The organism is Streptomyces sp. NPDC004284, assembly GCF_042874035.1.
Lineage (GTDB): Bacteria > Actinomycetota > Actinomycetes > Streptomycetales > Streptomycetaceae > Streptomyces.
Map to the genome: position 1 here is coordinate 332667 of NZ_JBIAMJ010000006.1, position 18031 is coordinate 350697.

General features: G+C 72.0%; 20 protein-coding genes and 1 tRNA gene. 10 read left to right on the forward strand and 11 right to left on the reverse strand.

The window, feature by feature from the left end:
• Window positions 1-260 precede the first annotated feature (260 nt).
• Entirely contained in the window at window positions 261-923 is a 663-nt protein-coding gene (locus tag ACFYUS_RS18515) for a hypothetical protein (protein WP_388852575.1), read from the reverse strand.
• Window positions 924-970: 47 nt separating this feature from the next.
• On the opposite strand from ACFYUS_RS18515, the gene ACFYUS_RS18520 reads away from it, so the two are divergent.
• A complete protein-coding gene (locus ACFYUS_RS18520) occupies window positions 971-1159 on the forward strand; it encodes a DUF5703 family protein (protein WP_388852577.1) in 189 nt (62 codons plus the stop codon).
• A gap of 74 nt (window positions 1160-1233) precedes the next feature.
• Here ACFYUS_RS18520 and ACFYUS_RS18525 read toward each other — a convergent pair whose 3' ends face one another.
• The 3 genes from ACFYUS_RS18525 to ACFYUS_RS18535 form a co-directional block, all read right to left on the reverse strand.
• Window positions 1234-2058 (reverse strand): chaplin, encoded by an 825-nt coding sequence (locus tag ACFYUS_RS18525; protein ID WP_388852580.1) that lies wholly within the window; start codon window positions 2056-2058, stop codon window positions 1234-1236.
• A gap of 140 nt (window positions 2059-2198) precedes the next feature.
• The gene (gene chpH / locus ACFYUS_RS18530) at window positions 2199-2432 is read right to left on the reverse strand and encodes a chaplin ChpH (protein ID WP_030218232.1); all 234 of its coding nucleotides are present in this window, start codon (window positions 2430-2432) and stop codon (window positions 2199-2201) included.
• Between the two features lie 128 nt (window positions 2433-2560).
• Window positions 2561-3886 carry a M20/M25/M40 family metallo-hydrolase gene (locus ACFYUS_RS18535; protein WP_388852583.1) on the reverse strand — a complete coding sequence of 442 codons (1326 nt, stop codon included), beginning with the start codon at window positions 3884-3886 and terminating at the stop codon, window positions 2561-2563.
• 209 nt (window positions 3887-4095) lie between these two features.
• Between ACFYUS_RS18535 and ACFYUS_RS18540 the strand changes: the two genes are divergently transcribed.
• Window positions 4096-4183: transfer RNA gene (locus tag ACFYUS_RS18540), tRNA-Leu, on the forward strand.
• Between the two features lie 81 nt (window positions 4184-4264).
• The gene (locus ACFYUS_RS18545; protein ID WP_388852586.1) at window positions 4265-5191 is read left to right on the forward strand and encodes an RluA family pseudouridine synthase; all 927 of its coding nucleotides are present in this window, start codon (window positions 4265-4267) and stop codon (window positions 5189-5191) included.
• On the opposite strand, the gene ACFYUS_RS18550 is transcribed toward ACFYUS_RS18545, so the two are convergent.
• The 4 genes from ACFYUS_RS18550 to ACFYUS_RS18565 all read right to left on the reverse strand — a co-directional run bounded on the left by ACFYUS_RS18550 (window position 5175) and on the right by ACFYUS_RS18565 (window position 9356).
• Window positions 5175-5804 (reverse strand): MBL fold metallo-hydrolase, encoded by a 630-nt coding sequence (locus ACFYUS_RS18550; RefSeq protein ID WP_388852589.1) that lies wholly within the window; start codon window positions 5802-5804, stop codon window positions 5175-5177. The two genes, ACFYUS_RS18545 and ACFYUS_RS18550, sit on opposite strands and share 17 nt — an antisense overlap.
• A complete protein-coding gene (locus tag ACFYUS_RS18555; protein WP_388852592.1) occupies window positions 5804-6889 on the reverse strand; it encodes an S-(hydroxymethyl)mycothiol dehydrogenase in 1086 nt (361 codons plus the stop codon). Before ACFYUS_RS18555 ends, ACFYUS_RS18550 begins: the two co-directional genes overlap by 1 nt.
• Before the next feature lie 123 nt (window positions 6890-7012).
• Window positions 7013-8473, reverse strand: a complete 1461-nt coding sequence (locus ACFYUS_RS18560; RefSeq protein WP_388852595.1) for an amino acid permease — start codon at window positions 8471-8473, stop codon at window positions 7013-7015.
• 181 nt (window positions 8474-8654) lie between these two features.
• A complete protein-coding gene (locus ACFYUS_RS18565) occupies window positions 8655-9356 on the reverse strand; it encodes a FadR/GntR family transcriptional regulator (protein ID WP_041128413.1) in 702 nt (233 codons plus the stop codon).
• Between the two features lie 157 nt (window positions 9357-9513).
• On the opposite strand from ACFYUS_RS18565, the gene ACFYUS_RS18570 reads away from it, so the two are divergent.
• Window positions 9514-10038: a gluconokinase gene (locus ACFYUS_RS18570; RefSeq protein ID WP_388852598.1), complete on the forward strand. Its 525-nt coding sequence runs from the start codon at window positions 9514-9516 to the stop codon at window positions 10036-10038.
• Between the two features lie 53 nt (window positions 10039-10091).
• Complete coding sequence (locus ACFYUS_RS18575) at window positions 10092-11489, forward strand: gluconate:H+ symporter (protein ID WP_388852601.1); 1398 nt, start codon at window positions 10092-10094, stop codon at window positions 11487-11489.
• Between the two features lie 53 nt (window positions 11490-11542).
• On the opposite strand, the gene ACFYUS_RS18580 is transcribed toward ACFYUS_RS18575, so the two are convergent.
• Together ACFYUS_RS18580 and ACFYUS_RS18585 are read right to left on the reverse strand one after the other, a co-directional pair.
• Window positions 11543-12427 carry a TIGR03619 family F420-dependent LLM class oxidoreductase gene (locus tag ACFYUS_RS18580; RefSeq protein WP_388852604.1) on the reverse strand — a complete coding sequence of 295 codons (885 nt, stop codon included), beginning with the start codon at window positions 12425-12427 and terminating at the stop codon, window positions 11543-11545.
• 113 nt (window positions 12428-12540) lie between these two features.
• Window positions 12541-14196: an FAD-binding dehydrogenase gene (locus ACFYUS_RS18585; protein ID WP_388852607.1), complete on the reverse strand. Its 1656-nt coding sequence runs from the start codon at window positions 14194-14196 to the stop codon at window positions 12541-12543.
• 94 nt (window positions 14197-14290) lie between these two features.
• Between ACFYUS_RS18585 and ACFYUS_RS18590 the strand changes: the two genes are divergently transcribed.
• The 5 genes from ACFYUS_RS18590 to ACFYUS_RS18610 all read left to right on the forward strand — a co-directional run bounded on the left by ACFYUS_RS18590 (window position 14291) and on the right by ACFYUS_RS18610 (window position 17091).
• On the forward strand, window positions 14291-14920 hold the full coding sequence (locus ACFYUS_RS18590) for a TetR/AcrR family transcriptional regulator (protein WP_388852610.1): 630 nt from the start codon (window positions 14291-14293) through the stop codon (window positions 14918-14920).
• A 22-nt stretch (window positions 14921-14942) separates the two neighbouring features.
• Window positions 14943-15707, forward strand: coding sequence for a glucose 1-dehydrogenase (locus ACFYUS_RS18595; RefSeq protein WP_388852613.1), 765 nt, complete (start codon window positions 14943-14945; stop codon window positions 15705-15707).
• A gap of 12 nt (window positions 15708-15719) precedes the next feature.
• Complete coding sequence (locus tag ACFYUS_RS18600) at window positions 15720-16256, forward strand: NUDIX domain-containing protein (protein WP_388852615.1); 537 nt, start codon at window positions 15720-15722, stop codon at window positions 16254-16256.
• A gap of 125 nt (window positions 16257-16381) precedes the next feature.
• On the forward strand, window positions 16382-16777 hold the full coding sequence (locus tag ACFYUS_RS18605; RefSeq protein WP_388852618.1) for a YidH family protein: 396 nt from the start codon (window positions 16382-16384) through the stop codon (window positions 16775-16777).
• On the forward strand, window positions 16774-17091 hold the full coding sequence (locus ACFYUS_RS18610; RefSeq protein ID WP_388852621.1) for a DUF202 domain-containing protein: 318 nt from the start codon (window positions 16774-16776) through the stop codon (window positions 17089-17091). The genes ACFYUS_RS18605 and ACFYUS_RS18610 overlap by 4 nt, the downstream gene beginning before the upstream one ends.
• A gap of 4 nt (window positions 17092-17095) precedes the next feature.
• Here ACFYUS_RS18610 and ACFYUS_RS18615 read toward each other — a convergent pair whose 3' ends face one another.
• Window positions 17096-18031, reverse strand: a complete 936-nt coding sequence (locus ACFYUS_RS18615) for an NADP-dependent oxidoreductase (protein WP_388852624.1) — start codon at window positions 18029-18031, stop codon at window positions 17096-17098.

An 18031-nucleotide genomic window follows, 5' to 3' on the forward strand; every position in this document is an offset into this window, starting at 1 on the left:
CCCGGTGCCGCGGGGGCTCCCCGGGCCCACAGAGCCCGGCCCGGTGCCACGGGGCCTCCCCGGGCCCACAGAGCCCGGCCCGGTGCCACGGGGCCTCCCCGGGCCCACAGAGCCCGGCCCGGTGCCACGGGGCCTCCCCAGGCCCACAGGGTCCGGGTGATGTGGCGAGGTGCCGTGCCGGGTGCCACGGGCCCGGGCGGCCGTGAGGACGAGGGAGGGCCGGGGCACCGTGCGCGGTGTCCCGGCCCTCCTGGGTCCCGTCAGGCGTCCGCGCCGCGGGCCGCCGCGTCCAGGGGCGGCGCGTCCTCGTCCTCCTCGTCGAAGACGGAGCTGACGTCGAAGCGGCAGACGATCCGCTCGGGGTCGATGTGTTCGAAGGGCGAGCCCAGCCACTCCCCCGGTTCCGGGAGGTCCTCGGCTGCGGTGACCCAGAGCGTGGAGTCGCCCTCCTCCAGTCCGAACTCCTTGTGCCGGGAGGCGATCTCGTCGGGTTCGTACTCGCCGAAGAGCACGCCGAGGGCGGCGAGCGGCGAGGTGCCGGCCTTGGCCGCCACCTCCTTGCCCGCCTCCCCGTCGAGCTCGGCGACGCGGCGGGCCTGGGCGAGCAGGCGTTGCGGTTCCGCCACGGCGTAGTCGCGTCGGATCAGGAGGCTGAGGGCGTGAGGTTCGTCAGGTCCGGCGTACGGCGGCAGGTTGCCGTCGGCTCCGGGGATCTCGAAGGGGGTGACCTCGTCGTAGCGGTCGTAGAGGAGTTCGTCGTACGCCTCGGCCGCCGTGGCGAGGGCGTTGAAGGCTTCGTAGACGGCCGTGTCGTCGTCCCCCGTGCGGCGTTCGACCGCCGCGAGGTGACGGTCCAGTGCGGTCTTGACCGCCTCGGCGGCGGCACGTACCTCGGCAGCGGTGGGCTGCGCAGCATCAGACATGGAACAGACGCTATCCGTACCGGGCCCGTGCCCGCACAATAGATGCGATGGCGGAATACGAATTTGTCGACGTGTACGTGCCGCGCGGCGTCTCCCGCAAGGAGACCACGCGGCTCCTGACCGACCATGCCGAGTACGGACACTGGGAGTTGGACCGGCTGAGCCTGCACCGGGACGGCAGCCGCAGAGTGCGGCTGAAGCGGCGGATCATCCGCCAGGTCCGGGCGACCTGGTAGCGAGAACCGGACAACGGCAAGGGGCCCCGCGGTGTGCGGGGCCCCTCTGCGTGGTGCGTGACCGCGCTGCGGGATCAGGCGGCGCGGCGGGTCCGGCGGTAGATCAGCGAGCCGGCGAGCAGCATCCCCGCGCCGGCGGGGACGATCACGCCGAGCGGACCGGAACCGGTCTGGGCGAGCTCCTCGACGGCACGCGGCGGAGTGACGATCTGGGTACCGGGAGTGTTCGACCCACCCTCGTGGCCGGGAGTACCCGGGGTGCCCGGGGTACCGGGGGTGCCAGGCGTACCCGGAGTGCCGGGCGTCCCGGGCGTGCCAGGCGTGCCAGGCGTGCCGGGAGTGCCAGGGGTGCCGGGGGTACCCGGAGTACCGGGGGTCCCAGGCGTACCGGGAGTGCCGGGGGTGCCAGGAGTGCCGGGAGTGCCCGGCGTACCGGGGGTCCCAGGCGTACCCGGTCCCTCCTCCCCGTACCCCGTGTCCCCGCCGCCGTTCCCGCAGTCGTTGCCGGTGACCGCGTTGCCCAGGCCGACGCCCGTGACGTTGTTGCCGCAGACGTTGACCGGCACGTCGACCGGGACCTGGACGTTGTTGCCGGAGCCCACGCCCGGGGAGTCGGAGGTGTGGCCGCCGGCGGAGGAGCCGCCGCCGGACGGTGAGGTGTTGGCGCACTTGTTGCCAAAGGCCGGATTGAGCAGTCCGACGACATTGACGGTGTTTCCGCAGGCGTTCACCGGCACGCTCACCGGGACCTGGACGGAATTGCCGGACGCGACGCCCGGGGAATTCTTGGCCGTACCGTACGCGCCGGAATCGGCGTGCGCATATCCGCCGCCGACGGCGGCGAAAACGCCTCCGGCCGCCACGACGGTGATAAGGCCCTTGCGCGTGACCTGTCGCATAGCTTGTTCCCTGCCTGCTCGGCTTCGAAAGAGTGCCACCGGGCGGTGGGCCCGGGGCGGAAATGGCCACCGGCCCCGGAGTGCATGGCACGCACTCCGGGGCCGGACCGGCTCACACCCTCACGGGGCGAGGCTCAACGTCAGGCGTTGACGCAGGTGTTGCCGAAGGCGGGGTTCAGCAGGCCGATCACGGAGACCGTGTTGCCGCACAGGTTCACGGGGACGTGAACCGGCACCTGGACGACGTTGCCCGAGAGCACGCCGGGGGAACCGATGGCGGCACCCTGGGCACCCGCGTCGGCAACGGCCATGCCCGCACCCGCGAGAACGAGACCGCCGGTGGCAGCCGCAGCAGCGACGACCTTCTTGATCATTATTCCTCCTAGTTGGCAATGCGGCCCCAGCCGCGGACCGCACCACCTGTAACGAGGGGGAATGGTGGGGGCTACGAGCGCCCCTGTTCATTCACTCTTTCCGGTCACATACAAACGCGCGGACGAATTCAGCAGGCGTCGAGGAAACGGTCCAGGACGCGGACGCCGAACTTGAGGCCGTCCACCGGGACCCGCTCGTCCACGCCGTGGAACATGCCGGCGAAGTCGAGCTCCGGGGGCAGCTGGAGCGGGGCGAAGCCGAAGCAGCGGATGCCGAGGTCGTCGAAGGACTTGGCGTCGGTGCCGCCGGAGAGCATGTACGGCACGGCGCGGGCGATCGGGTCCTCGGCGCGCAGCGCCAGCTGCATGGCGTCCACCAGGGCGCCGTCGAAGCTGGTCTCCAGGGCCTTGTCGCCGTGCACGTCCTCGCGCTTCACGCGGGGGCCGAGGATCCGGTCGAGGTCGGCGAGGAACTCCTGCTCGTACCCGGGCAGGAAGCGGCCGTCGACGTGCGCGGTGGCCTGGCCGGGGATCACGTTGACCTTGTAGCCGGCGCCGAGCATGGTCGGGGCGGCCGAGTTGCGGAGGGTGGCGCCGACCATCTTGGCGATGCCGCCGAGCTTGGCGAGGGTGCCGTCCATGTCCTCGGGGTCGAGCGGGGTGCCCAGGGCGTCCGAGAGCTCGTCCAGGAAGCTGCGGACGGTCTTGGTGACCCGTACCGGCCACTCGTGGCGGCCGAGGCGGCCCACGGCCTCGCACAGCTCCGTGATCGCGTTGTCGTTGTTCGTCATCGAGCCGTGGCCGGCCGTGCCCTCGACGGTCAGCCGCATCCAGTGCATGCCCTTCTGGGCCGTCTCGACCAGGTAGAGCCGCAGGTTCTCGTTGACGGTGAAGGAGAAGCCGCCGACCTCGCCGATCGCCTCCGTGACCCCGTCGAAGAGGTCGCGGTGCTTGTCGACCAGGTACCGGGCGCCGTAGGTGCCGCCCGCCTCCTCGTCGGCGAGGAAGGCGAGGACGATGTCGCGCGGGGGCTTGCGGCCGCTGCGCAGCCGGTCGCGGACGACCGCGAGGGTCATCGCGTCCATGTCCTTCATGTCGACGGCCCCGCGGCCCCAGACGCAGCCGTCGGCGACCTCGCCCGAGAAGGGGTGGTGGGTCCAGTCCTCGGCGTTGGCCGGGACGACGTCGGTGTGGCCGTGGATGAGGAGGGCCGGCTTCGACGGGTCCTCGCCCTCGATGCGGGCGACGGTGGAGGCCCGCCCCTTGTGCGACTCGATGATCTTCGGATCGAGTCCGACCTCCGCGAGCTTCTCCGCGACGTACTCGGCCGCCGCCCGCTCGCCCGGACCGGAGTGGTCGCCGTAGTTGCTGGTGTCGATGCGGATGAGGTCGCGACAGAGGTCCACCACCTCGTCCTCGCCGCTGACGGTCCGGGCCGTGCTCGACTCGCTCACGCTGCTTCCTCCCACTGCGTACCCCATGTGATGACTGCCGGTCGCCCCCATCCTCCCGCGTGGCCCCCTCGGCGCCCAAGGGCACCGAGGGGGCCGACACGCCGCTGTCACATGCCGGGGGCCGAACGGGGGTGGTGATCGACCCCCTCAGATCTTTGCTATTGTTCTCTTCGTCGGAAGGGCCCAGCGGCCAGGAAGACAGACACCTTGTCCGGGTGGCGGAATGGCAGACGCGCTAGCTTGAGGTGCTAGTGCCCTTTATCGGGCGTGGGGGTTCAAGTCCCCCCTCGGACACCAACGAAGGACCCCACGTCATGTGGGGTCCTTCTTGTCGATGCGGACGTTGTCGATGCGGAAGAGAACACGGCGGTAGGACCGGTGCGACGCAGATCCAAGGGCCCCTCCTCGCCCCTCCCCCAACGGCACGGGATCGATCCCGTGCGGGTGCGGCTGCCGGAGGACCCCGAGGGGGTCTGGGCGACCGTCGGTGCGTATCTGCTCGGCCGGTACGGGACCGCCGTCGGGGCCGGGCGGGTCGAGGGGATGCTGCGGGAGGGGCGGTTCGTCGGGGTCGACGGGCCGGTCGGCGGGGACGAGCCGTACGCCGCGGGGCGGTGCCTCTGGTTCCACCGGGACTTCCCCGCCGAGACCCCGGTGCCCTTCCCGATCGGGGTCGTGCACCGCGACGAGCGGATCGTGGTCGTGGACAAGCCGCACTTCCTCGCCACGATGCCGCGGGGGCGGCACGTGACGGAGACCGCGCTCGCCCGGCTGCGGCGCGACCTGGGGCTTCCGCGCCTCCAGCCCGCGCACCGGCTCGACCGGCTGACGGCGGGGCTCGTGCTGTTCGTCGTACGGGAGGAGGACCGGGGGGCGTACCAGACGCTGTTCCGGGACCGGGCCGTGCGCAAGGAGTACGAGGCGGTGGCGCCGTACGACCCGGCGGTGGAGCTGCCGGTGACCGTGCGGAGCCGGATCGAGAAGGAGCGCGGGGTGATGGCCGCCCGGGAGGTGCCGGGCGAGCCGAACGCCGAGAGCCGGATCGAACTCCTCGGGCACGCGGGAGGGCTCGGGCGGTACCGGCTGGCGCCCGTGACGGGGCGGACCCATCAGCTGCGGGTGCACATGAACGCGCTGGGGCTGCCGATCCTGGACGATCCGGTCTACCCGGTGGTCCGTGAGGACGGGCCGGAGGACTTCTCGCGTCCGCTGCGGTTGCTCGCGCGGACGCTGGAGTTCACCGACCCGTTCACGGGCGATGCCAGGAGGTTCGAGAGCCGGCTGCGGCTCAGTGGCCCCGGTTGATCCACTCCTGGAGGTGCGGGGCCTCCGCGCCGATCGTGGTGGTGTCGCCGTGGCCGGTGCGGACGACCGTCTCCGGGGGCAGGGTCAGGAGCTTCTCGCGGATCGAGTCGACGATCGTCGGGAAGTCCGAGTAGGACCGGCCGGTCGCGCCGGGGCCGCCCTGGAAGAGGGTGTCGCCGGTGAAGACCGTGCCCAGGTCGGGGGCGTGCAGACAGACCGCTCCGGGGGCGTGGCCCGGGGTGTGGAGGACCGTGAGGTCCACGCCGGCGATGGTGAGGACCTGACCGTCGGCGAGCTCGCCGTCGGGGCTGTGGTCGGGGTGGGTGAGCTTCCACAGCGGCTGGTCGGCCGGGTGGAGCAGGATCCGGGCGCCGGTGGCGGCCGCGAGGGCCGGGGCGGCGTCGATGTGGTCGTCGTGGGCGTGGGTGCAGACGATGGCGCGCAGGGCGCGGCCGTCGAGCGCGGCGAGGATGGCCTCGGCGTCGTGGGCGGCGTCGATGACGATGGCCTCTTCGTCGTCGCCGACGATCCAGACGTTGTTGTCGACGTCCCAGGTGCCGCCGTCGAGGCTGAAGGTGCCGGAGGTGACGACGTGGTCGATGCGGGCGGTCATCAGAGGACCACCACCGAGCGCAGGACGTCGCCCTCGTGCATGCGGGCGAAGGCCTTCTCGACGTCGCCGAGGCCGATGGTCTCGGTGACGAAGGCGGCGAGGTCGATGCGGCCCTGCTGGTGCAGGTCGATGAGCATCGGGAAGTCGCGGGACGGCAGGCAGTCGCCGTACCAGGAGGACTTGAGCGAGCCGCCGCGGCCGAAGACGTCGAGGAGCGGGAGTTCGAGCTTCATCTCGGGGCTGGGGACGCCGACGAGGACGACGGTGCCGGCGAGGTCGCGGGCGTAGAAGGCCTGCTCGTACGTCTCCGGGCGGCCGACGGCCTCGATGACGACGTCGGCGCCGAAGCCGCCGGTGAGCTCGCGGATCGCCTCGACGGCGTCGGCGGTGCGGGAGTTGACCGTGTGGGTGGCGCCCATCTCCTGCGCCTTGGCCAGCTTCCGGTCGTCGATGTCGACGGCGATGATCTTCGCGGCTCCGGCGAGGCGGGCGCCGACGACGGCCGCGTCGCCGACGCCGCCGCAGCCGATGACGGCGACGGTGTCGCCGCGGCCGACGTTCCCGGTGTTGATCGCGGCGCCGATGCCGGCCATCACGCCGCAGCCGAGGAGGCCCGCGACCTCGGGGGCGACGGCCGGGTCGACCTTGGTGCACTGGCCGGAGGCGACGAGGGTCTTCTCGGCGAAGGCGCCGATGCCGAGGGCCGGGGAGAGCTCCGTGCCGTCGAGCAGGGTCATCTTCTGCTTGGCGTTGTGGGTGGCGAAGCAGTACCAGGGGCGGCCGCGGGTGCAGGCGCGGCAGGTGCCGCAGACGGCGCGCCAGTTGAGGACCACGAAGTCGCCGGGGGCGACGTCGGTGACGCCCTCGCCTACGGACTCGACGATTCCGGCGGCCTCGTGGCCGAGCAGGAAGGGGAACTCGTCGTTGATCGCGCCCTGCTTGTAGTGCAGGTCGGTGTGACAGACGCCGCAGGCCTGGATCTTCACGACGGCCTCGCCGGGGCCGGGATCGGGGATGACGATCGTCTCGACCCGTACCGGCTCGTTCTTGCCGGGGGCGATGACCCCCTGGACGTGCTGCGGCATCGTGAACTTCCTTTTCTCCGACCGGATCTTGTAAGGCTCTTGCGTACCACTATCTCCTGACAAAAGGCGAGTCCCCCGCAGGCCGTGCCTGCGGGGGACCCTCCGTCTCCCGTGGGGGGAGTCTCAGTCCTGGTGTGCCGCGGCGGTCGCGCGGACCCGGCGGCGGACCAGGAACCAGCCGCCGGTGAGCGCCGCCGCGATGAGCGGCAGGCAGTTCACGGTGGTGCGGCTGATGCCGCCGTCCATCCACATCAGGACGAGGACGGCCGCGAGGAAGCCCAGGGTGACGATCTGGGTGTACGGGGCCCAGGGCAGGTTGTAGCCGGGGCGGGTGACCCTGCCCGCCTCGGCGCTGCGCCAGAAGAGCAGCGAGCAGATCATGATCATGGCCCAGGTGCCGATGATGCCGAGGGAGGCGAAGTTGAGGACCAGTTCGAAGGCCTCGCCGGGCATGACGTAGTTGAGGAAGACGCCGGCGACGCCGAAGCCCGCGGTGAGCAGGATGCCGCCGTAGGGGACGCCGCCCCTGTTCATGACGCCGGTGAACTTGGGCGCGGAGCCGGAGAGCGACATGGAGCGCAGGATGCGGCCGGTGGAGTAGAGGCCCGAGTTGAGGCTGGAGAGGGCGGCGGTGAGGACGACGAGGTTCATCACGCCGGCGGCGCCGGGGATGCCCAGCTTGTCGAAGACGGTGACGAAGGGGCTCTGGTCGCCGGAGTAGGCGGTGTACGGGAGGATCAGCGCGAGCAGGACGACGGAGCCGACGTAGAAGAGGCCCACGCGCCACATGATCGAGTTGATCGCCTTCGGCATGATCTTCTCGGGGTTCTCGGTCTCGCCGGCGGCGACGCCGCAGAGCTCGACGGAGGCGTAGGCGAAGACGACGCCCTGGATGAGCAGCAGCATCGGCATCACGCCGTGGGGGAAGATGCCGCCGTTGTCGGTGATGTTGGCGAGGCCCGGGGTGTGGCCGCCGACGTCGTGCGAGGTGACGACGAGGAAGATGCCGACGAGCATGAAGGCGACCAGGGCGGCGACCTTGATGATCGCGAACCAGAACTCCATCTCGCCGAAGTACTTCACCGAGATGAGGTTGGCGGTGAGGACGACCGCGAGGGCGATCAGGGCGAGGACCCACTGCGGGACGTCGCTGAACATGGCCCAGAAGTGGGCGTAGGTGGCGGCCGCGGTGATGTCGGCGACGGCGGTGGTCGACCAGTTGAGGAAGTACAGCCAGCCGGCCGTGTAGGCGCCCTTCTCGCCCATGAACTCGCGGGCGTAGGAGACGAAGGCGCCGGAGGAGGGGCGGTAGAGCACCAGTTCGCCGAGGGCGCGCACGACGAAGAAGGCGAAGACGCCGCAGACGGCGTACGCGATGAAGAGGGACGGGCCCGCCTGGGACATGCGGCCGCCGGCGCCGAGGAAGAGGCCGGTGCCGATGGCGCCGCCGATGGCGATCATGTTGATGTGCCGGGACTTGAGGTCCTTGCGGTATCCGGCGTCGCCTGCGTCGACGTGGGGGGAGGCGGCCGGGTTCGCCGGAGCGGCGGACAGCGGCTCGGCCGCGGTGACGCGGTCAGTCATGGAGTTGTTCGCCTTCGTGAGGTGGGTGGTGCGGTACCCGGCCGCGCCTGAACGGGGGGTGTCCCCGGCACGGCCAGCGCACATCCTCACGGCAAACTGCGCCGACAGACTGTGGCGCATGTCACTGAACGCCCTTATTTGAGCTAGTTCAGAGCCTTACCCGCACGTAACGAGCGACGCGTCACGGGGCGAGGACGTCCAGCTCCTGGAGGGCGCCGACCGCGATCTGGCGGGTGAGCTCCTCGGCGCGGGCGGCGTCCCGCTCCCGTACGGCCTCGGCGACCTGGACGTGGAGGGTGACGGCGGCCGGGTCGGGGTCCTCGAACATCACGTGGTGATGGGTGCGGCCGGTGAGGACCTCGGCGACGACGTCGCCGAGGCGGGCGAACATCTCGTTCCCGGAGGCGTTGAGCACGACCCGGTGGAAGGCGATGTCGTGGACGAGGTACTCCTCCAGGCGCCGGCCGCGCGAGGTGGCGACCATGCCGAGGGCCTGCTCGGTGAGCTCGCGGCACTGCTCGGGGGTGGCGTTCAGGGCGGCGAGGCCGGCGGCGACGGGCTCGACGGCCGAGCGGAGCACGGTGAGCGAGCGGAGCTGGCGGGGCCGGTCGGCACCGGCGAGCCGCCAGCGGATGACCTGGGGGTCGTACACGTTCCAGCTGGCCGTGGGGAGCACGGTCACGCCGACGCGGCGGCGGGACTCGACGAGGTGCATGGACTCCAGGACCCGGACGACCTCGCGGACCACGGTCCGGGAGACGTCGAAGCGCTGGGCGAGCTCGTCGGTGCGCAGCACGGTGCCCGGCGGGTACTCCCCGGCGGTGATCGCGAGACCCAGGGTGGCCAGGACGTGTGAGTGGAGTCCCTGGGCCGGTGTCGTCATGACGATCAGCCTATGCGCGCGAGCCCGCGTGATCACACCCGGGAATTAAAAGTACGACTTTTATGTCACAGTCTCTTGAATACGTCGTACCCAATGGGTTTCATGAGCGCGACGGATTCACCGAATCGATGTCGAAGAAGACAGCGAGGCACCCCCCATGAGCACCACCCCCCTCACCGCTCCCCCGGTCGTCGTCGTGATGGGCGTCGCCGGGACCGGCAAGACCACCGTCGGTCCGCTGGTCGCGGAGGCGCTCGGACTGCCGTACGCCGAGGGCGACGACTTCCACCCGGCGGCCAACGTCGCCAAGATGTCGGCCGGCGTCCCGCTGGACGACGCGGACCGGGAGCCGTGGCTCGACGCCATCGGGGAGTGGGCGCACGGCCGGGCCAGGCTCGGCGGGGTCGTGAGCAGCTCCGCGCTCAAGCGGATCTACCGGGACCGGCTGCGTGCCGCCGCGCCCGGGGTGGTCTTCCTGCATCTGACCGGTGACCGGGAGCTGATCGAGGGGCGGATGGCCGCACGCAAGGGCCATTTCATGCCCACCGCGCTCCTCGACTCCCAGTTCGCCACCCTGCAGCCGCTGCAGGACGACGAGGCCGGCGTCGCCGTCGACGTCTCCGGCACCCCGGAGGAGATCACCGCCCGCGCCGTCGCCGCCCTGCGCGGCCTGGCCGGCTGATCCGCCCTCCCCGCCCCGTCCCCCGAATTCCTGCCCGTACGAAGGACACCACCGTGACCAGTCTCAGCGTCGAGACCCTGGCAGCGGACGCCGCCGAACCGATCACCTCGGCAGGCAACGCCCAGCTCGGGATCGCCGTGCTCGCCGGCATCGCCGTCATCGTCCTGCTCATCACCAAGTTCAAGATGCACGCGTTCCTGGCGCTGACCATCGGCTCGCTCGCGCTCGGCGCGTTCGCCGGTGCGCCGCTCGCGGACGCCATCAAGTCGTTCAGCACGGGCCTCGGCAACACCGTGGCCGGAGTGGGCGTCCTCATCGCGCTCGGCGCGATCCTCGGCAAGCTGCTCGCCGACTCCGGCGGCGCCGACCAGATCGTCGACACGATCCTGGCGAAGACCGGCAGGCGGGGCATGCCGTGGGCGATGGTCCTGATCGCCTCCGTGATCGGTCTGCCGCTCTTCTTCGAGGTCGGCATCGTGCTGCTGATCCCGGTGGTGCTCATGGTCGCCAAGCGCGGCAACTACTCGCTGATGCGGATCGGCATCCCGGCCCTGGCCGGCCTGTCCGTGATGCACGGCCTCATCCCGCCGCACCCCGGCCCGCTCGTCGCGATCGACGCGGTCGGCGCCAACCTGGGCGTGACCCTCGCGCTCGGCCTGGTCGTCGCCGTCCCGACCGTGATCATCGCCGGTCCGGTCTTCTCCAAGTACGCCGCCCGCTGGGTGGACATCCAGGCCCCGGAGAAGATGATCCCGGCCCGGCCCTCCGCCGACCTGGAGAAGCGCCCCGGCTTCGGCGTCACCGTCGCGACCATCCTGCTGCCCGTCGTCCTGATGCTGGTCAAGGCGCTCGTCGACATCGTGGTCGACGACCCCGAGAACGGCGTCCAGAAGGTCACCGACGTCATCGGCTCGCCGCTGATCGCCCTGCTCGCGGCCGTCATAGTCGCCATGTTCACGATGGGCCGCGCGGCCGGCTTCACCAAGGAGCAGCTGTCCTCCACCGTCGACAAGTCGCTCGCCCCGATCGCGGGCATCCTGCTGATCGTCGGCGCGGGCGGCGGCTTCAAGCAGACCCTGATCGACATCGGCGTCGGCCAGATGATCCTCGACCTCTCGAAGAGCTGGTCGATCCCGGCCCTGCTGCTCGCCTGGCTGATCGCGGTCGCGATCCGGCTCGCGACCGGCTCGGCCACGGTGGCGACGATCTCGGCGGCCGGCCTGGTGGCCCCGCTCGCCGAGGGCATGTCGACCGGTGAGGTCTCGCTGCTCGTCCTCGCCATCGGCGCCGGTTCGCTCTTCTTCAGCCACGTCAACGACGCCGGGTTCTGGCTGGTGAAGGAGTACTTCGGCATGAGCGTCGGCCAGACGGTCAAGACCTGGTCGGTCATGGAGACGATCATCTCGGTCCTCGGCATCGTGTTCGTGCTGCTGCTGTCGCTGGTGCTGTAGCCGATCCCGTACGCGCGGAGGGGCCCCGGACGTCCGGGGCCCCTTCGTCGTGCTCAGCCCCGCAGCAGGCCCAGGACCTTGATCCCGAGCTCCAGGGCCTCGTCGGGCGAGTCGACCGCCTGCTGGAGGTCCACGAAGCAGCCGTCGGCGCCGGTGTCGCGCACGCCCGAGAGGACGGCGGCGATCTCGTCCGCCGTGGCGCCGGGGGCGACGTTGTGGCGGATCTGGCGGCGCAGCGCCCCGGGGTCGCGGCCCGCCTCCTCGGCGGCGCTCCGGGCCACGTCCCACAGGCCCTGGGCCGCCTCGGGCGGCAGGACCCCGCCGACCCATCCGGCGGCCCGGCGGCCGATCCGGCGCAGGGCGGCCGGGCTGAAGCCGCCGAGGTAGACGGGCGGTCCGGCGGGCTGGACGGGGCGGAGTCCGACGTACGAGGCGGGGATCGTCCAGCGGGGCCCCTCGTGGCCGAACTCCTCCTGGGTCCAGATGCCGTGGAGGACGTCGAGCAGCTCGTCGAGGAGGGCGCCGCGCCGGCCGAAGTCGGCGCCGACGGCGGTGTACTCGTCGCGCATCCAGCCGATGCCGAGGCCGACGTCGAGGCGTCCGCCGCTGACCTGGTCGAGCGAGGTGAGGGAGCGGGCGAGCAGGGCCGGCGGGTACCAGGGGCCGTTGAGGGTGCTCATGCCGAGCCGGGCGCGGTGGGTCGCGCCGGCGGCGACGGTGAGCACGGTCAGCGGGTCGAGGAAGGTCTTGAACTGGTCGGGGTACGGGTTCTCCCGGGTGTATCCGGGATAGATGTCGCTGGGGGCGACCGGCGTCAGGGCGCGGTCGCCGACCCAGAACGTGTCGAACCCGGCGTCCTCGGCGTCCCGCGCGAAGGCCGCGATGCGGTCGGCGCGGGCGTGGGTGCCGTACTGGGGCAGTGCGATGCCTATCTCCATGGCCTCATCCTGGGCGGCGGGGTGGCCCGCGACACGAGGGGGTGGACGTGTGAGCCGCGCCACAATCCTGTCGGGCCGTCAGCCACCGCTCGCCCTGCATGCCGGTCGGCCCGTCAGCCCACCGCCCGTGCCGCCGCCCGGCCCGCCGCGCGGCCCGAGAAGACGCAGCCGCCGAGGAAGGTGCCTTCGAGGGAGCGGTAGCCGTGGACCCCGCCGCCGCCGAAGCCGGCCGCCTCGCCCGCCGCGTACACGCCGTCCAGGGGCTCGCCGCCCTCCGCGAGGACGCGGGAGTCGAGGTCGGTCTCCAGGCCGCCGAGGGACTTGCGGGTGAGGATGTTGAGGCGTACGGCGATCAGCGGGCCCGCCTTCGGGTCGAGGATGCGGTGCGGGGCGGCCGTACGGATCAGCTTGTCGCCCAGGTACTTGCGGGCCCCCCGGATCGCCGTGACCTGGAGGTCCTTGGTGAAGGGGTTGGCGATCTCCCGGTCGCGGGCGGTGATCTCGCGGCGCAGGGCGGCCTCGTCGATCAGGGGTTCCCCGGTGAGGGCGTTCATGCCGCGGACGAGGGCGGAGAGGTCGTTCTCGACGACGAAGTCGACGCCGTGGTCCATGAAGGCGCGGACGGGGGCCGGTACGTCGGCGCGGGCGCGGCCGAGGACGTCACGGACGGACTTTCCGGTCAGGTCGGGGTTCTGCTCGGAGCCGGAGAGCGCGAACTCCTTGCCGATGATGCGCTTGTCGAGGACGAACCAGGTGTGGTCGTGGCCGGTGCGCATGATGTGTTCGAGGGTGCCCAGGGTGTCGAAGCCGGGGAAGAGCGGGACGGGGAGCCGCTTGCCGGTGGCGTCGAGCCAGAGGGAGGACGGTCCGGGCAGGATGCGGATGCCGTGGCGGGCCCAGATGGGGTTCCAGTTCTCGATGCCCTCGGTGTAGTGCCACATGCGGTCGCGGTTGATGTGGCGGGCGCCGGCCTTCTCGGCGATGCCGAGCATCAGCCCGTCGACATGGGCGGGGACGCCGGACAGGAGCTTGGCGGGCGGGGTGCCGAGCCGGGCCGGCCACTGCGCGCGGACGAGGTCGTGGTTGCCGCCGATGCCGCCGGAGGTGACGATCACCGCCTGGGCGCGCAGCTCGAACGTGCCGGTGGCGTCCCGGCCGCTCGCGGTGCCGCGGGCGGCCGTGGAGGGGGCCAGGATCTCGCCCGTGACCGTGTCGACGGCTCCGGCCGTGCGGCCGAGTCCGGTGACGCGGTGGCGGAAGCGGAGGTCGACGAGGCCGCGGGCGGCGCCCGCGCGGACCGCGCGCTCGAAGGGGGCGACGAGGCCGGGTCCGGTGCCCCAGGTGATGTGGAAGCGGGGTACGGAGTTGCCGTGGCCGTTCGCGTCGTAGCCGCCGCGCTCCGCCCAGCCGACGACGGGGAAGAAGCGCACCCCGCGCGCGTGGAGCCAGGCGCGCTTCTCGCCCGCGGCGAAGTCGACGTACGCCTCGGCCCACTTCCTCGGCCAGTGGTCCTCCGCGCGGTCGAAGCCCGCGGTGCCGAACCAGTCCTGGAGGGCCAGGGCGCGGCTGTCCTTGACGCGCATCCGGCGCTGCTCGGGCGAGTCGACGAGGAACAGGCCGCCGAAGGACCAGTGGGCCTGACCGCCGAGGGACTGCTCGGGCTCCTGGTCGAGAAGGATCACCTTGCGACCGGCGTCGACCAGCTCGGCGGTGGCGACGAGCCCGGCGAGGCCCGCCCCGATCACGATCACATCAGCGTCGTAGGACATGGACCGCATCTTGGATACACGGATGTATCGAGTCAACCGTCCGGGCCCTCCCTCGTCCTTTCCGTTTTCTAATGTCGAGCATTAATATGAAGGCATGGCAAGGACGTCAGGGCCCGAGACCCGGGAGAAACTGATCCGCGCGGCCGAGGAGCTCTTCGCCGCCAAGGGCGTCGACGGCGCACAGCTGCGGGACGTCGTGGCGCTGGCCGGACAGGCCAACCCCTCCGCCGTGCAGTACCACTTCGGCTCGCGCGCCGGACTGCTCGACGCGGTCATGGCCGGCCGCCAGGCCCGTACGGAACAGGTGCTCGCGCCTCTTCTGGACGGCGCGGGCGACGACCTCCGGCAGCTGGTCGCCGCGCTCGTCACCGCCGAGGCCGGCGAGCTGCGCACCGACCGGGGCCGGCGCTGCCTGCGGATCTCCGCGCAGCTCAGCCACGAGAGCGGCGTGCGCACCCGCACCCCCCATCCCACGCTCGCCGGCACCGCCTACTGGCGCCTGATCGAGCGCGTCGCCGACCGACTGGCCGCCGGCGGACTCCCCGAGCCGCTGCTCCTGGAGCGCCTCGACCTGGCGCTGACCGTGGTCGGCGCGGCCATGGCGGACCGGGCCCGGCAGTACCTCGACGGCGTCGAGCCCCTCACGGAGGAGCCGCTCTTCCTCGCCGACCTCGTCGAGACCACCACCGCGCTTCTCCGGGCCGCACAGCCCCGGAGCGTCTGAACCCGCTGAAAGGGACCCCAACATGAACGACCTCACCGGCAAGACCGTGCTCATCACCGGCGGCGCCCGCGGCCTGGGTGCCGAGGCCGCCAGGCTGGCCGTCGCCGCCGGCGCGAACGTCGTGATCACCGACGTGCTCGACGAGGACGGCAAGGCCACCGCCGAGGCGCTCGGCGAGCGCGCCCGCTTCCTCCACCACGACGTGACCTCCGAGGAGGAGTGGGCGGCGGCCGTCGCCTTCGCCGTGGCGGAGTTCGGCGGGCTGCACGGTCTGGTGAACAACGCCGGCATCTCCACCGGCGCGTTCCTGGAGACCGAGTCCGTCGAGCACTTCCGCAAGGTCCTCGACATCAACCTGACCGGTGTCTTCATCGGCATGAAGGCCGCGATCCCGGCGATGAAGGAGGCCGGCGGCGGCTCGATCGTCAACATCTCCTCCGCCGCGGGCCTGATGGGCCTGGCCCTCACCGCCGGGTACGGCGCCTCCAAGTGGGGCGTGCGCGGCCTGACGAAGATCGGCGCGGTGGAGCTCGGCACGGCGGGGATCCGCGTCAACTCCGTCCACCCCGGCATGACCTACACCCCGATGACGGCCTCCGTCGGCATCGAGCGGGGCGAGGGCAAGTACCCCAACACGCCGATGGGCCGGGTCGGCGAGGCCGACGAGATCGCGGGCGCGGTCGTCTTCCTGCTCTCGGACGCCGCCTCGTACGTGACGGGCGCGGAGCTCGCCGTGGACGGCGGCTGGACGACCGGTCCGACCGTCAAGTACGTCATGGGGCAGTGATTTCATGGGCGCATGAGCGCCAGTGACGAGATCCTCGACGTCGTCGACGAGAACGACCTCGTGATCGGGCAGGCCCCGCGCGGTGAGGTGTACGCGCGGGGCCTGATCCATCGATGCGTCTTCATCCGGGTCCGGGACGCCGCGGGCCGGGTCTTCGTCCACCGCAGGACGCCGACGAAGCTGGTCTTCCCGTCGATGTACGACATGTTCGTCGGCGGTGTCGTCGGCGCGGGCGAGTCCTACGACGAGGCCGCGCTGCGGGAGGCCGAGGAGGAGCTCGGGGTCTCCGGACTGCCCCGCCCCGAACCGGTCCTGCGGTTCCTGTACGACTCCGGGGGCGTGGCCGGGAAGTGGTGGTCGGCCGTCTACGAGGTCCGCTGCGACCTGCCCGTCAGCCCGCAGGTGGAGGAGGTCGCCTGGCACGGCTTCCTGACGGACGGGGAGCTGGCGGAGCGGCTGCCGGGGAGGCCGGGCGCCTGGGAGTGGGTGCCGGACGGTCTCGCGGCGTACGAGAGGCTGCGGGCCCGGGGCGGGCACTCGGCGGGCTGATCGTCCGGTGCGGGTCCAGTGCCCGGCGGCTGGTCGTCCGGCGCGGATCGAGTGGCCGGTGGGCTGGTCGTCCGGCGTGGAGCCGGTGCCGGGCGGGCCGATCATCAGACCGCTAGGGTGCACGAGTGAGCGATTTCGTGCAGAGCCTGCGGCTGTGGTTCGCACCGCAGAGGATCCGGGACGAGGGCGAGACCCCCGACTACCGCTTCTCCCTCGCCAACGAGCGGACCTTCCTGGCCTGGGTCCGTACCGCGCTCGCCCTGGTCGGCGGCGGTTTCGCCGTCGACCAGTTCCTGCCGGACCTGCGCTGGGGCGTGCGCGTCGGGCTCGCGCTCGCGCTGCTCGTCGCCGGCGTGCTGTGCGCCCTGCGGGCGGTGAACCACTGGGTGCGCTGCGAGCGCGCGATGCGCCGTGGCGAGGACCTGCCCGTGTCCCGCTTCCCGGCCGCGCTCAGCCTCTCGGTGGCGGCGGTGGCGCTCACGATGGTGGTGCTCGTCGTCTTCGGCTGGGCCGGGCGGTGAACGCGGCAGGCGAGGACCGGGATCCGGGGCTCCAGCCGGAGCGGACCCGGCTCGCGTGGCGGCGTACGACCCTGTCGTGCACGGTCGTCACGGTGCTCGCCGTGAAGCTGACCATCAGCGACGAGGTCACGGAGCGGGGTCTCACCGGGCTCGCGCTCTCGTCCCTGGTGTGGGTCGCCTTCCTGGCCGTGGCGCACCGCCGGATCCGTTCCCTGGACGCGGCCCGGCCGGTCCCGCTCTCCCACCGGGGCGCGCTGCTCGCGGCGGGGTGCACGATCGCGCTCGCCGTCTTCGGGGTGGCGATGATCTGGTGAGGTCCTAGGGGACCGTCACCACGACCTTGCCGTTCAGGCCGCCCGCCGCGTTGGCGCGCTGGGCGTCGGCCGCCTGTTCCAGCGGGAACGTCCTGGCCACCCGTACGGTGATGACGCCCGCGTCGGCCAGGTCGGCGAGGGCCGCGAGGTCGGCGGCGTCGGGGCGGACCCAGAAGTAGCTGCCGCCGAGGGCGAGGACCTCTCCGTCCGCGATGGAGGCCAGTCGGCCCTGCGGGGCGAGGAGCCCGGCGGAGAGCTTCAGGAACGGGCCCCCGATCGTGTCGAGGACGGCGTCGACGCCCTGCGGGGCGAGGGCGCGGACCTGTTCGGTGAAGGTCTCCTCGTCGTAGCGGACGGGCTCGGCGCCCAGCTCGGCGACCCGCGCCAGGCCCGCTTCCCTGGCCGCGCCGATGACCCGGCAGCCGAGGTGGCGTGCGATCTGCACGGCCATCGAGCCGACCCCGCCGGCCGCCGCGTGCACGAGGACCGTGTCTCCGCTGCGTACGGCGAGCGCCTGGGGCCGGTGGAGCGCCTGGTACGCGGTGAGGCCGACGAGCGGAAGGGCCGCGGCCTCCTCGAATCCGAACGCGCGGGGCTTGCGGGCGAGGGTGCGGACGGGGGCGGAGACGTACTCGGCGAAGGTGCCGTGCGCGAGGACGTCCTCCCGCACGTACCCCATGACCTCGTCCCCGACGGCGTACTCGGGGACGGAGACCCCGAGCCGGACCACGACGCCGGAGACGTCCCAGCCGGGGATCACCGGGAACACGGCGTCGAGCATGCCGTCGAGATAGCCGGCCTGCGCCTTCCAGTCGACGGGGTTGACGGCGGCCGCCCGCACCCTGACCAGGACCTCGTCGGGGCCGACCTTCGGGTCGGGCAGCTCGCCGTACTCCAGGACCTCGGGGCCGCCGTACTTCCTGTAGCTGATCGCCTTCAT

Coding starts and splice junctions, on each gene's coding strand:
- ACFYUS_RS18515 (WP_388852575.1), bottom strand. CDS start 923: ATGTCTGATGCTGCGCAGCCCACCGCTGCCGAGGTACGTGCCGCCGCC.
- ACFYUS_RS18520 (WP_388852577.1), top strand. CDS start 971: ATGGCGGAATACGAATTTGTCGACGTGTACGTGCCGCGCGGCGTCTCC.
- ACFYUS_RS18525 (WP_388852580.1), bottom strand. CDS start 2,058: ATGCGACAGGTCACGCGCAAGGGCCTTATCACCGTCGTGGCGGCCGGA.
- chpH (WP_030218232.1), bottom strand. CDS start 2,432: ATGATCAAGAAGGTCGTCGCTGCTGCGGCTGCCACCGGCGGTCTCGTT.
- ACFYUS_RS18550 (WP_388852589.1), bottom strand. CDS start 5,804: ATGACCGCCCGCATCGACCACGTCGTCACCTCCGGCACCTTCAGCCTC.
- ACFYUS_RS18555 (WP_388852592.1), bottom strand. CDS start 6,889: ATGCCGCAGCACGTCCAGGGGGTCATCGCCCCCGGCAAGAACGAGCCG.
- ACFYUS_RS18560 (WP_388852595.1), bottom strand. CDS start 8,473: ATGACTGACCGCGTCACCGCGGCCGAGCCGCTGTCCGCCGCTCCGGCG.
- ACFYUS_RS18565 (WP_041128413.1), bottom strand. CDS start 9,356: ATGACGACACCGGCCCAGGGACTCCACTCACACGTCCTGGCCACCCTG.
- ACFYUS_RS18570 (WP_388852598.1), top strand. CDS start 9,514: ATGAGCACCACCCCCCTCACCGCTCCCCCGGTCGTCGTCGTGATGGGC.
- ACFYUS_RS18580 (WP_388852604.1), bottom strand. CDS start 12,427: ATGGAGATAGGCATCGCACTGCCCCAGTACGGCACCCACGCCCGCGCC.
- ACFYUS_RS18585 (WP_388852607.1), bottom strand. CDS start 14,196: ATGTCCTACGACGCTGATGTGATCGTGATCGGGGCGGGCCTCGCCGGG.
- ACFYUS_RS18590 (WP_388852610.1), top strand. CDS start 14,291: ATGGCAAGGACGTCAGGGCCCGAGACCCGGGAGAAACTGATCCGCGCG.
- ACFYUS_RS18595 (WP_388852613.1), top strand. CDS start 14,943: ATGAACGACCTCACCGGCAAGACCGTGCTCATCACCGGCGGCGCCCGC.
- ACFYUS_RS18600 (WP_388852615.1), top strand. CDS start 15,720: ATGAGCGCCAGTGACGAGATCCTCGACGTCGTCGACGAGAACGACCTC.
- ACFYUS_RS18615 (WP_388852624.1), bottom strand. CDS start 18,031: ATGAAGGCGATCAGCTACAGGAAGTACGGCGGCCCCGAGGTCCTGGAG.